General features: G+C 64.8%; 9 protein-coding genes and 2 pseudogenes. 6 read left to right on the top strand and 5 right to left on the bottom strand.

Going from position 1 to position 12,730, the window contains the following annotated elements; translation table 11 throughout:
* Positions 1-87 precede the first annotated feature (87 nt).
* Positions 88-987, top strand: a complete 900-nt coding sequence (gene ptrR / locus B4I46_RS14295) for a putrescine utilization regulator PtrR (RefSeq protein WP_088514513.1) — start codon at positions 88-90, stop codon at positions 985-987.
* Positions 988-1,098: 111 nt separating this feature from the next.
* A complete protein-coding gene (locus B4I46_RS14300) occupies positions 1,099-1,224 on the top strand; it encodes a PA1414 family protein (protein WP_286900691.1) in 126 nt (41 codons plus the stop codon).
* A gap of 490 nt (positions 1,225-1,714) precedes the next feature.
* Here B4I46_RS14300 and B4I46_RS14305 read toward each other — a convergent pair whose 3' ends face one another.
* The gene (locus B4I46_RS14305) at positions 1,715-3,094 is read right to left on the bottom strand and encodes a sodium:solute symporter (protein ID WP_054914933.1); all 1,380 of its coding nucleotides are present in this window, start codon (positions 3,092-3,094) and stop codon (positions 1,715-1,717) included.
* 138 nt (positions 3,095-3,232) lie between these two features.
* The gene (gene speB, locus B4I46_RS14310; RefSeq protein WP_043864136.1) at positions 3,233-4,183 is read right to left on the bottom strand and encodes an agmatinase; all 951 of its coding nucleotides are present in this window, start codon (positions 4,181-4,183) and stop codon (positions 3,233-3,235) included.
* 223 nt (positions 4,184-4,406) lie between these two features.
* Here speB and B4I46_RS14315 point away from each other — a divergent pair, with 223 nt between their 5' ends.
* From B4I46_RS14315 to B4I46_RS14325, 4 genes and pseudogenes are all read left to right on the top strand, one after another.
* Positions 4,407-5,300, top strand: coding sequence for a LysR family transcriptional regulator (locus B4I46_RS14315; protein ID WP_043864135.1), 894 nt, complete (start codon positions 4,407-4,409; stop codon positions 5,298-5,300).
* A gap of 136 nt (positions 5,301-5,436) precedes the next feature.
* Positions 5,437-5,718 (top strand): annotated as a pseudogene (locus tag B4I46_RS25655) (PAS domain-containing protein); the annotation flags it as partial.
* Positions 5,719-6,504: 786 nt separating this feature from the next.
* A pseudogene (locus B4I46_RS25660) lies at positions 6,505-7,002 on the top strand (methyl-accepting chemotaxis protein); the annotation flags it as partial.
* Positions 7,003-7,078: 76 nt separating this feature from the next.
* Positions 7,079-7,672 (top strand): tRNA-uridine aminocarboxypropyltransferase, encoded by a 594-nt coding sequence (locus B4I46_RS14325; protein WP_058541545.1) that lies wholly within the window; start codon positions 7,079-7,081, stop codon positions 7,670-7,672.
* 6 nt (positions 7,673-7,678) lie between these two features.
* Here the strand turns inward: B4I46_RS14325 and B4I46_RS14330 are convergent, their stop codons facing one another.
* Genes B4I46_RS14330 through B4I46_RS14340 form a run of 3 tightly spaced genes read right to left on the bottom strand, consistent with a single transcriptional unit; the run spans position 7,679 to position 12,601 of the window.
* The gene (locus B4I46_RS14330) at positions 7,679-9,034 is read right to left on the bottom strand and encodes an HlyD family type I secretion periplasmic adaptor subunit (protein ID WP_043864132.1); all 1,356 of its coding nucleotides are present in this window, start codon (positions 9,032-9,034) and stop codon (positions 7,679-7,681) included.
* An 11-nt stretch (positions 9,035-9,045) separates the two neighbouring features.
* A complete protein-coding gene (locus B4I46_RS14335) occupies positions 9,046-11,199 on the bottom strand; it encodes a type I secretion system permease/ATPase (RefSeq protein ID WP_253087452.1) in 2,154 nt (717 codons plus the stop codon).
* 28 nt (positions 11,200-11,227) lie between these two features.
* Complete coding sequence (locus B4I46_RS14340) at positions 11,228-12,601, bottom strand: TolC family outer membrane protein (RefSeq protein ID WP_043864130.1); 1,374 nt, start codon at positions 12,599-12,601, stop codon at positions 11,228-11,230.
* Positions 12,602-12,730 lie beyond the last annotated feature (129 nt).

Here is a 12,730-nt window from a genome sequence, read left to right on the forward strand (position 1 = left end):
ATGAGCGTTGACCGTCAGGCTACTGCGGGTTGACTTTCATAAAAATTGAATAATGATGAGGAACTTGTTCTGCTTTGGAGAATTGCCGTGGAGCTGAGTCAACTGCGCATCTTTCAGGCGGTCGCCGAAGAGGGGTCGATCACCCGCGCGGCCGAGCGCCTGCACCGCGTGCCCTCCAACCTGTCCACGCGCCTGCGCCAGCTGGAAGAGCAACTGGGTGTGGAGCTGTTTCGGCGCGAGCGCCAGCGCCTGCAGCTGTCGCCGGCTGGCAAGGTGCTGCTGGACTACAGCGCACGCATGCTGGCGTTGCATGACGAAGCCTTTGCGGCGGTTCAGGGGGGCGAGCCGGCGGGGAATTTCGTGCTGGGCAGCATGTACAGTTCAGCGGCCATTCATCTGCCTGAGCTGCTGGCGCGCTATCACCGAGCTTACCCGGCGGTGAACCTGCAGGTGCAGACCGCCCCCAGCGGCGAATTGCTCGAAGGGCTGCTCAGCGGGCGTCTCGACGCGGCGCTGGTGGATGGACCGCTGGCCCTGGCCGGGCTCGACGGGGTGCCCTTGTGCGAGGAGACCCTGGTGCTGCTCACCGAGGCCGACCACCCGCCGGTGCACAGTGCCCGGGACGTGGCTGGGCGTGCGGTGTTCACGTTTCGCCAGGGATGCTCGTACCGCATGCGGCTGGAGGCCTGGTACGCCCATGATCGTGCGGCGATGGGGCGGGTGATGGAAATCGAATCGTATCCCAGCATGCTTGCCTGCGTGATCGCCGGGGCGGGTGTGGCGTTGATGGCGACCTCGATGCTTGAAAGCCTGCCGGGCCGTGAACGGGTCACGGTGCACCCGTTGCAGTCGCCGTTCGACCAGACCACCACCTGGCTGATGTGGCGCAAGGGCATGTGCGGGGCCAACCTGAGTGCCTGGATAGCGGTGCAGGAAGCGGTGAAGGGGCAGGTGAGCGATGATGCCGAGGTGGCCCTGCGTGCCTGACTGAAATCAATAGAGAAGTTTTTACCCGGGCGTGATGCTGCACATGGGGCTATGATGAGTTTGTAGCGCCGCCGCCGTACTTCGCGCGCAGATGACCCGTGAGGGGGAGTTATGAGAAACGATCTGTTCAACTGGCTCCACGACCTGGCTGTGGCATTGGGGCTTGTCCCGCCACCCATGCAGCCTGTACCGATCCCTACCGATGAGGAGCAACGCAAACGCCAACCTCGGCGCTAGCGTGCTGCTGAAACCGACGCATTGCGCAATGCGTCGGTATTCTTTTGCGATTTTTCAGCCGTCCCCATTCCCACAAAATCCCTGAAAAGCTTTGGCTTTGGCTTTTGATCTTGATCTTCCCGTCCCCCAGGAGGCCGAATGGAACCTGCGCGTAGTGGCGTGGAGGGCCATGGATGGCCCGTAAAGCGCCGATGGGCAGGGATGCCCGTTCGGCGTGGCCCCACGGAGCGTGGGTGGAATGAGGGGACCCGTAGCGAAGCGTAGGGCCGGATGATGGACGGGAGCGGTTTTGCTTACTTTTTCCAAGAAAAAAGTAAGCCGCTGTAAGAGCGGAAGGGGCCCTTGCTGGCTGCATCCATGCTGGATAAGCCTGCGCTTTCCGATGTTACAGAGCCTATTGCTGACCCAGGCGCGTTGCTGCCTTCGCGGGGCAAGGCCCGCTCCTACAGGTCGTCCATGACCCTCCGCCCCGCTACCCGGGCGGGGCGTCCTATGCCAGATTCACCGCGCCCATCGGCCGACGCGACATCAAACTCACCACCACAAAACTCACCAACCCGATCGCCAGGCTGTAGTAGATCGGCGTATTGGCATCCATCCCATCCTTGAACATGAACACCAGCGCCGTCACGAACCCCAGCCCCATGCTGGTGATTGCCCCGGCCGTGGTTGCACGCTTCCAGTAGATCGCCCCGATCAGCGGCACCAGCATGCCGCCCACCAGCAGGTTGTACGCCAGGGTCAATGCACTGATCACATCCACTACCACCAGCGCGATCCCCAGCACCGCAATACCCGTAAGCAAGGTAAACAACCGGTTGATGCCAAGGCTCGACTGCTTGCCGCCACGCAGCTTGGGCAGCAGGTCTTCGGTCAGCACCGTGGAGGCAGCCAGCAAGCCGGCACTGGCGGTGGACATCATTGCCGCCAGGGCCGCGGCAATCACCAGCCCACGGATGCCGTCGGGCAACGCTGACTTCACGATCGCCGCAAACGCATTGTTGGCATTGCCCAGGTCAGGCAGCAGCACATGCGCACACATGCCGATCAGGGCACACACCAGGCCGTAGATCACGCAGTACACACCGGCCGTGGTACCGGCCCGCTGGGCGACTTTTTCGTCACGGGCAGTGAACACGCGCTGCCAGATGTCCTGGCCGATCAGGATGCCGAAGAAGTAGATCAGGAAGTAGGTGATGATGGTGTCCCAACCAATGGTGGTCAGGTTGAAGCTGGCAGCCGGCAGCTTGGCCACCAGTTCGTCCCAGCCGCCCACCCGGTACAGGCAGATCGGCAGCAGGATGAACATCAGGCCCACGGTCTTGATCACGAACTGCACAATGTCGGTCAGGGTCAGCGACCACATGCCGCCAATGGTCGAGTAGACCACCACCACGCCACCACCGAGCAGGATGGCGCCCCAGAACGGCAGGTCGAACAGCACCTGCAGCACGGTGCCGATGGCCAGGGTAGAGGTCACGGCGATCATCAGGGCGTAGGCCAGCATGATCACGGCGCTGGCCTGGCGGGCCATGGGGTTGTAGCGCTTTTCCAGCACCTGGGTCACGGTGAAGATGCGCAGGCGCAGCAGCGGCTTGGCCAGGAACAGGTTCAGGGCAATGATGCCCAGGCCCAGCGCGGCGCACAGCCAGAAGCCGGAAATGCCGTGCACATAGCCCAGCTTCACGGTGCCGACGGTAGAGGCGCCGCCCAGCACGGTGGCGGCCATGGTGCCCATATACAGGCTTGGGCCCAGGTTGCGCCCGGCCACCAGGTAGTCTTCGTGGGTCTTCGCGCGGCGCATGCCGAACCAGCCCAGTACCAGCATGCCGGCGGCGTATATCAGTACAACGAATATGTCCAAGGCCATGGGGTGTCTCCGATTATCTTTATTATGGTGAGATCGATCGCCGGTGGCGTGCGCCAGGCGTCATTCATCCGCAAGCGGGCCGCGTGTACGGCCCGCCGAAAGGCTCCATCCGGGGGTGAAACTCCAGGCCGATGGCCGTTAGCGATGCGCTACGCCAGGCAGAACACACAGCATTTCGTACAACAGGTTGGCGCCGAGCAACGAGGTGTTGCCGGTGGTGTCGTAGGGCGGCGAGACCTCCACCAGATCGCAACCGATCAGGTCCAGCCCCTGGCAGCCACGGATGATCTCCATCGCCTGGATGGTGGTCAGGCCACCGATTTCCGGGGTGCCGGTGCCCGGTGCCCAGGCCGGATCGATGCCGTCGATGTCGAAGCTCAGGTAAACCGGACCACCACCGACCTTTTCACGCACTTCGGCCATCAGTGGCTCCAGCGACTTGTGCCAGCACTCCTCGGCCTGCACCACGCGAAAGCCCTGCTTGCGGCTCCAGTTGAAGTCTTCGGCGGTGTAGCCCTGGGCGCGCAGGCCGATCTGCACCACGCGGTCGCAGTCCAGCAGGCCTTCTTCGACGGCGCGACGGAAGGTGGTGCCGTGGGCGATCTTCTCGCCGAACATGTGATCGTTGACATCGGCATGGGCATCGATGTGCACCAGCCCGACCTTGCCGTGCTTCTTGTGGATCGCGCGCAGGATCGGCAGGGTGATGGTGTGGTCGCCGCCCAGGGTCATGGGGATCACGTCGTGCTCGAGGATCTCGTCGTAGGCCTCTTCGATGATGCGCACCGCGTCCAGCAGGTTGAAGGTGTTGATTGCCACGTCGCCGATGTCGGCGACCGACAGCGAGTCGAACGGGGCGGCGCCGGTGGCCATGTTGTACGGGCGGATCATCACGGATTCGGCACGGATCTGGCGCGGGCCGAAGCGGGTGCCGGAACGCAGCGAGGTGCCGATGTCCAGCGGGATGCCGATGAAGGCAGCGTCCAGGCCGGCGGCGCTGGGCAGGTGGGGAAGACGCAGCATGGTGGCGATGCCGCCGAAACGCGGCATTTCGTTGCCGCCCAGTGGTTGGTGAAGAATCTTGTCCACGGTCGGGCCTCACGGTTTGGATTGTTCTAGTTGTTGGAACCTGTCCGGCCACCCTGCGAACAGGTGCAGCAATGCGCGAGGACAGGTGCATTGGCGCAGAGTCTGCAAAAGGTAGTGCGCCAAGAGAATCGCTACAGGCAAATACTTACTTCAGGTTTTCATGAACTAATGGCGATCAGCGGGTAGACTGGCGCGTATTCGTTGCCCTGTTGGAGCCCTTGCCATGGCCTCGGCCCTGCCTGATCTGAAATTGCTGCGCATCTTCGTCAGCGTGGTACGCCACCAGGGCTTCGCCAATGCCCAGCGCGAGCTGAACCTGTCCACGTCCGCCATCAGTACCTACATGAGCCAGCTGGAGTCGGCGCTGGGTATCGTGCTGTGCCACCGTGGGCGCGGCGGCTTCAGCCTCACCAGCAAGGGCGAACTGTTCCATCAGGAGACCCTGCGCCTGCTGGCCGAAATGGACGGTTTCGAGCAGTACGCGGCGGCGCTCAAGGGCGAGCTGCGCGGCACCCTGAACCTGGGGGTGATCGACTCCACGGTCGGCGATCGCGCATTGCCGCTGGCCGACGCCATCGGTGCCTATAGCCTCGAACACCCGGCCGTGCACCTGCACCTGTCGGTGTCCAGCCCCTACGAACTGCAACTGGGGGTGCAGGACAACCGCCTGGACCTGGCCATCGGCGCTTTCTCCACGCGCATGAGCGGGCTGGTGTATCAGCCGTTGTACCGCGAGCAGCATTGGCTGTACTGCAGCAACCGGCATTCGCTGTTCACCGAGCGGCGCATTCCCGAACAGGTGATCACCCAGCAGCGCATGGTCGGTCGCGGCTACTGGAGCCAGGCCGAACTGGCCCGCCACGGCTTCAAGCACAGCGCCGCCACGGTCGAGAGCATGGAGGCACAGCTGATCCTGGTACTGTCGGGGGCCTACATCGGCTACCTGCCTGAACACTATGCCCAGGCCTGGGTGGACAAGGGCGACCTGCGGGTGCTGTCGCCGGCGACCTTCGGCTATCAGGCGCCGTTCTCGCTGATCATTCGCCGGGGCCGCAGCCGCGAACCCTTGATCCAGACCTTTCGCGACCGCCTCAAGGCGCAGCTCACGCCAGCCTGATCGGATGCGCATGAAAATCTTTTGCGCAAATAGAAGAAAAATCCTTCAGACAAGCCCTACAAGCCCGTAAATGCTCTGCTAAACCTGTTCTTGCTTGTTGAAAATTCCCAACATCTTCCAAGCAGGGATCGCCGAGATGCGTACGAATCTGCCCGTCACTGAGCATGAAAGAACCTTCCCGAGCGATCAGCGCCTGATATCCACCACCGACCTCAACAGCCGCATCACCTACTGCAACGACGCCTTCGTCAGCATCAGCGGTTTTACCTACGACGAACTGGTGGGCCAGCCCCATAACCTTGTACGCCACCCGGACATGCCGCCCGCGGTGTTCGGGCACATGTGGGACACCCTCAAGCAAGGCAAGCCCTGGATGGGGGTGGTCAAGAACCGCGCGAAGAACGGCGATTTCTACTGGGTCAGTGCTTACGTGACGGCCATCTACGAGGATGGCCGTATCAGTGGCTACGAGTCGGTGCGCTCGGTGCCCACCCCGGACCAGATCCGTCGAGCCACGGCGTTGTATGCACGCTTGCGCCAGGGCCGGGGCGCCATGTCCTGGGCCGCGCGTGCAGCGGTGCAACTGGAGCTGGGCTGGCCGCTGGTAGGGGCGGCGCTGCTGTCGGCCGCCGGCTACCTGTGGCTGCCCCAGTACGCGGCGCTGGGCGTGTTGATGGCCAGCCTGCTCAGTGCCTGGTACCTGATCGAGGCCCATCACGACCGGATGATCCGGCGTACCCTGGCCGAGCACCCCAGGGCCTTCACCAGCCCGCTGGTAGCGCTGACCTACAGTGACAACCGGGGCCTGCAGGGGCAGTTGGACCTGGCGATCATCAGCGAGGAAGCGCGCCTGCAGACCGCGCTCACGCGGCTGGTGGACGCCGGCGTCGGGGTCAAGGCACGGGCCACGCAATCGAGCGACCTGTCCGGGGCCCAGGCGCAGATGCTCGACCGCCAGCGCTGCGAGACCGACCAGTCGGCGGCCGCCATTGCGCAGATGGCGGCGACCATCCAGCAGGTCACCCACAACGTGCAGGACACCGCCACGGCGGCGTCCGATGCCGACCAGTTGGCCCGCCAGGGCAGCGACCTGGCACAACGAAGCCTGCAGGCAATGGGCAGCATGGCCGATGCGGTGACCGAGATCGGCCAGGCGGTGAACGAACTGGCCGGGCAAACCCAGTCCATCGGCAGCGTGGTGGATGTGATCACCTCGATCGCCGAGCAGACCAACCTGCTGGCGCTCAATGCCGCCATCGAGGCGGCGCGGGCCGGCGAGCAGGGCCGCGGTTTTGCCGTGGTGGCCGACGAGGTGCGGTCGCTGGCGCAGCGCACGCGGGTCTCGACCGAGGAAATCCACCAGATCATCGCCAGCCTGCGTGCCGGGGCCGAGCGGGCGGTGAGCAGTGCCAGCCGCGGCGAGCAGATCTCGCGTGACAGCGTGCACAGTGTCGAGGCCGTGCAGACCGCGCTGGTGGGCATCAGCCAGGCGGTCAGCCGCATCACCGGCATGAGCCAGCAGATGGCCACGGCGTCGGAACAGCAGAGCCATGTGGCCGAAGACATCAACCAGCAGATCACGCGCATCGCCCAGCTGTGCGACCACAGCGCCGGGCAGGCCAAGCAGGGCGCCGAGATCAGCCAGGACCTGCAGCGCATGGCCGACTACCTGTACAGCCTGGCCGAACGCTTCAATCGCTGAATCCGCGCGTTTGACCCAGGGCGGTGCGGTATTTCGCGGGCCTGCTGTGGCACACTTCGCGCCCCAGGAGAACCCGATGTCCAGAATTCACTGCGAGCGCTGCCTGCGCCCACAAACCCATTGCCTTTGCGCGTTGATCCCCCGCCTGGATAGCCGCACCCGTGTACTGCTGCTGCAGCATCCCAGCGAAGTGAACCATGCCTTGAACACCGCCAGGCTGGCGGCGCTTGGCCTGCGCAATGCCGAGTTGCGGGTGGGCGAGGTGTTCGAGGATCTCGAGCAGTGGCTGACGCAGCCGGGGTATCGCACCGGCCTGTTGTTCCCGGGTGAGGGCGCGCAGGCGCTGCAGGCTTATGCTGGCGATGAGCGACCGTGGTTGCTGGTGGTGCCCGACGGCACCTGGCGCAAGGCGCGCAAGTTGCTGCATGTGAACCCTTTGCTGGCAACGTTGCCACGGGTCACGCTGGGGGCGTTGCAGCCGTCGCGCTACCGGTTGCGCAAGGCACCCGGGGAGGGCGCCTTGTCGACCATCGAGGCAGTGACGCAGGCGTTGAACGTGCTGGAGGCGCCGGCGCTGTTCGATGCGCTGCTGCGGCCGTTCGATGCCCTGATCGAGGGGCAGATTGCGGCGATGGGGCAACAGACCTACGAGCGCAACCACCTGCGTTGATGGGCGCTAGCGCTCGCGCAACGCCTCGGTGCGTGCCTTGAGCACCGGCTTGAGCAGGTAATCCAGCACGCTCTTGTGCCCGGTGATGATGTCCACCGTGGCGGTCATGCCCGGGATGATCAGCAACGGTTTGTTGTCCCCGCCCAGGTGGTTCTTGTCGGTGCGCACCTGGATCAGGTAAAACGCGTTGCCCTTGTCGTCCGTCACCGTGTCGGCGCCGATCAGCTCCAGCTTGGCCTTCAGGCCACCATAGATCGTGTAGTCGTACGCACTGAACTTGACCATCGCGGTCTGCCCGGGGTGTAGAAAGGCCACATCCTGTGGGCGCACCTTGGCCTCGATCAGCAGGTTGTCTTCCAGCGGCACGATCTCCAGCAGGTCGCTGCCCGGCTGCACCACACCGCCAATGGTGTTGACCTTGAGCAGCTTGATGATGCCGTGCACCGGCGACACCACGGTGGTGCGGGTGACGCGGTCGTCGATGGCGATGCTGGTGGCGGTGATCTTCGAAAGCTCGGTGCGCTTGTCGTTGAGTTCCTTGGCCGCCTCCGAGCGAAAGCCTGCCTCGGATTCCTCGATCTTGCTGCGGATCTCCGCCGCCGCCGCTTCGGCCCGCGGAATCGCCAGGCTGGTGGCGTTCAGCGAGCCGCGAGCCTCCACCGCGCTACGCTTGAGGCGCAGGATCTCCACCGGCGAAATCGCGCCGGTGCCCACCAGCGGCGTGGACATGTTCAGCTCTTGCTGCAGCAATGCCAGGCCCGAGCGGTACTGCTCCAGTTTGGAGCGAAACTCGGCCAGCTCCTGGGTTTTCTGCCGCAGTTGCTCGTTGAGCGTCTGTTTCTCGCTGGTGAGGCGGCGCTGGCGCGACTGGTACAGCGACAGTTCGTCCTCGGCCACCTGCGGGGCCTTGCTGCGTACCACCTCCGAAAGCTGGAAGGGGCGACCCTCGGCCTCGGCGGACAGGCGCTCGACCTGCGCGGTCAGGGCATAGCGGTCGGCTTCGCTTTCGCCCTTGTTCGACAGAAAGCGCGTGTCGTCCAGGCGCAGCAGGGTGTCGCCCTTGTTTACCATCTGCCCCTCGCGCACGAAGATCTCGGTGACGATGCCGCCCTCCAGGTTCTGGATCACCTGCACCTTGCTCGACGGGATGGCCTTGCCTTCGCCCATGGTGACTTCATCGAGCACCGCGAATTTGGCCCACACCAGTGCCACCAGCAGCAAGCCTGCCGCCAGCCACACGGTGATGCGCGACAGGCGGGGCGAGTCCTGCAGCGTCGCGCCGGCCAGGTCCGGCATGTACTCGCGTTCGGCAGTCTTGCCGAAGCTGCGGATGTAATCGCCCAGGCCGGACAATGCAGACATGCTGATACCCCTCAGAGTGCAGAGCCGACACGGCCCTTGCGCAGTGCGTCGATGACCGCGTCCTTGGGCCCGTCGGCCACCACCTTGCCGTTGTCCAGCACCACCAGGCGGTCGACCAGGCTGAGCATCGAGGTGCGGTGGGTGACCAGCAGCAGGGTCTTGCCCTGCACCCAGCCGTGCAGGCGCTGGCGCAGCTGGTCTTCGCTGCTGTTGTCCATATGGCTGGTGGGTTCGTCGAGGATCAGGATCGGCGGTTCCAGCAGCATCGCGCGGGCCAGCAGCACGGTCTGGCGCTGGCCGCCGGAGAGCAGCATGCCGCGCTCGCCCACCGGCCGCTCGAAGCCTTGCGGGTGCTGGCGGGCCAGTTCGCTCACGCCGGTCATCTCGGCCACTTCGAGCATGCGCGCATCGCTGACGTAGCGTGCGCCCAGGGTCAGGTTGTCGCGCAGGCTGCCGGCTAGCAGCGGCAGGTCATGGGCCACGTAGCCGAGCTGCTGGCGCAGGTCGGCGATGTCGAGCTGGCGCAGGTCGAGGTTGTCGAGCAGGATCTGCCCCTCTTCGGGTTCGTAGAAGCCCATCAGCAGGCGTGCCAGGGTGCTCTTGCCCGAGCCGCTGCGACCGATGATGCCGATGCGCTCGCCCGGCTTGACCGTGAAGCTCACGTTGTCCAGCGCTGCGGCGTTCTGCCCGTTGTAGCGGAAGGTCACCTGGCTGACCTGCAGCGCGCCGTGCAACTGGGTGCGCTCCAGGGTCTGCTGGCCGGCAGGGCGTTCCTGGGGCAGGGCCATCAGCGCGTCGGTGCTGTGCATGGTCAGCTGGGCCTGCTGGTAGCGGGTGATCAGCCCGGCGATCTGGCCCAATGGTGCGAGCACGCGGCTGCCGAGCATGTAGCTGGCCACCAGGGCACCCACGCTGAGGTTGCCGGCAATGATGCTGTACACCCCGGCGACGATGGTGGCCATGCCGCACAGCTGCTGGATGAACAGGGTGCCGTTGGTGGCCAGTGCCGAAAGGTTGCGCGCCTGTACGTCGAGGCGGGTGAGTGCGCCGTGGGTGCTTTCCCACTGGTGCTGGCGCTCGCTTTCGGCCCCGCAGGCCTTGAGGGTTTCCAGGCCACCCAGGGTCTCGATCAGCAGCGCCTGGCGCAGCGCGCCCAGGCTCAGGCTTTTTTCCACGGTATCGCGCAGGCGTGCCTGGATGAACAGCGCAAAGGCGATGGTGATCGGAAAGGCCACCAGCGGAATCACCACCAGCCAGCCGCCCAGCAGGCCGATCACCAGCAGCATCAGCACCACGAAGGGCAGGTCGATGACGCTGGTCAGGGTCACCGCCGTGAGGAATTCGCGCAGGCCCTGGAAGTCGTGGATGCTCTGGGCGAAGCCGCCGATGGTGGCCGGGCGGGCCTTCATCGACATGCCCGTGATGCGCTCGAACAGGGTGGCCGACAGGATCAGGTCGGTCTTCTTGCCGGCCTGGTCCAGCAGGTGCGCACGCACCACGCGCAGCACCAGCTCGAACAGGGTGCCGAGCATCAGGCCGATGACCAGCACCCACAGGGTGGAGGTGGCCTGGTTGGGCACCACCCGGTCGTAGGTCTGCATCACGAACAGCGGCACCATCAGGCCCAGCAGGTTGATCAGCAGGCTGGCCAGCAAGGCGTCGCTGTAGAGCCAGCGCGACTGCTTGAGGGTGTCACGGAACCAGGCGTTGACCCTGGGCAGCAGCGGTGTGCGCAGGTCTTCGACCTCGTGGCGCGGGCGTGCGAACAGGGCCTGACCGCTGTAGACGTCGGCCAGCTCCTGGCGGCTGACCCACTGCTCGCCGCCTTCGGCTTCACTGGGCAGTATCAGGGCCTGGTCGTTCTCCCCCCAGCGCCGCAGCACGGCGCTGCGGCCATCGGCAAGCAACAGCAGTACCGGCAGGTTGAGCGCCGAGATCGAGCCCAGCTCGCGGCGCAGTACCCGTGCCTGCAGGCCGGCCCGGGCCGCTGCGCGCGGCAGCAGGTCGAGGCTCATGCGCTGTTCGGCCAGCGGCAGGCCGGCACACAGGCTGCTGCGACTGACCGCAGCGCCGTGCAGCTTGCACAGTATCAGCAGCCCGTCGAGCAACGGGTCATCGAAGCTCTGGCGCGGGTCGGCGGTGCCGGCCGGCTGCATGCTGGTCATGGGCGGCTCCTCGGGCGGTCGAACGTGTTCAACGCAGGTCCGGCAGCGTGGCGTCGCTTCTGACTTCGCTGCGTGCAATGGCCTCCGGTGGCAGCGAGATCTTCTGTTTGCTCAGCAACTCGCCCATGTTGGCCAGCACCCGGTACATCGAGAACTCCTCGGTGTAGCGCACTTCGGTGTAGCGACGGTTGGCGTTGTACAGCTCGTTCTCGCTGTCGAGCAGGTCGAGCAGGGTGCGTTGGCCCAGGCCGAACTGATCCTGGTAGGCGGCGCGCACACGGGTGGTGGTGTCGGCGTATTCGCGTGCGGTCGGGGTTTGCAGGCGCGCGTTGGTCATGGCGTTCCACGACAGCGCGAGGTTTTCGTTGAGGGTGCGCAAGGCGTTGTTGCGGATGTCCATGGCCTGGTTGATCTTGTGCGCATCCGACTGCAGGCGGGCCTTGTCGCTGCCGCCCTTGAACAGGTTGTAGCTCATCACCACGCCGGCTCGCCAATCGCTGTTGGCATGCCCGGGTTCACCGGCGATGTTGTTGTTGGCGCCGGTGGCGAGCTCTGCATCCAGGCGCGGGTAGAACGGCGACTTGGCCACTTCGTACTGTTGCTCGGCGGCCTGGATGTCGGCCTGGGCCGACTTGAGGTAGGGGTTGTTCTGCAGCATGGCCTGGCGCGCCTGGGTCAGGTCGCCGGGCATCTCGCCCTTGATCGACACCGGGGTTTCCAGCTCGTCGGGGGCACGCCCGACCACGCTGATGAAGTTGGCTTCGGCATCGGCCAGGTCGACCTGGGCGGTGTACAGGTTGTTGTCGGCCAGCGCCCGGCGTGCGGTGGACTGGTCGAGGTCGGCATTGCTGCCCACGCCGCGCTCGCTGCGCAAGCCGATCTGGTCGTTGACGCGCAGGTGTGCCTGCAGGTTGTTCTTGGCCAGGGTCACCAGCTCGCGGCGCTTGAGCACTTCCAGGTACACCTCGATGGCGCGCAGGGCGATGGTCTCGGAGGTGGCCTGCACGTAGTAGGCGCGTGAATTGACCACGGCCTCGGTGCGGCCCACTTCATTGGCGGTGTTGAAGCCGTCGAACAGCATCTGGCGCAGGCGCAGTTCGGACTGGGTGTAGTTCAGGGTTTCCTTGTTGTGATTGCGGCTGCCGTCGGCGTTGAAGCCGCGGGTGTTGGTGTTGTCTGAACGTTCGCGTCCGTAGCCGGCCACCAGGTCGACGGTGGGAAAGTAGCCCCCTCTGGCCACCTTCACATCCTCGTCGGCGGACAGCCGGCTATTGATCCCGGCCTTGTTCTCCGGGTGGTAGTCCACGGCGCTCTGCACGGCTTGTGACAAGGACATGGCCTGCGCGTTGGCACAGATCATGGCGAACAGAATCGCGCTGCTGATGGGGGTCAAAACGCGCATGGATGACATCTCCCTGATTTCTTGTGGTCTCTCGATCGCCAAAAAAATGACGAAAAATGGAGGTCAAACCGTTTCAGGCTTGTAACAACAGAGCTAAGAACATTTAACGGCCAACCTAAGAAGTATTTC

Source organism: Pseudomonas sp. UBA7500, from assembly GCF_002478435.1.
In the GTDB taxonomy this organism is placed as follows: domain Bacteria; phylum Pseudomonadota; class Gammaproteobacteria; order Pseudomonadales; family Pseudomonadaceae; genus Aquipseudomonas; species Aquipseudomonas palmensis.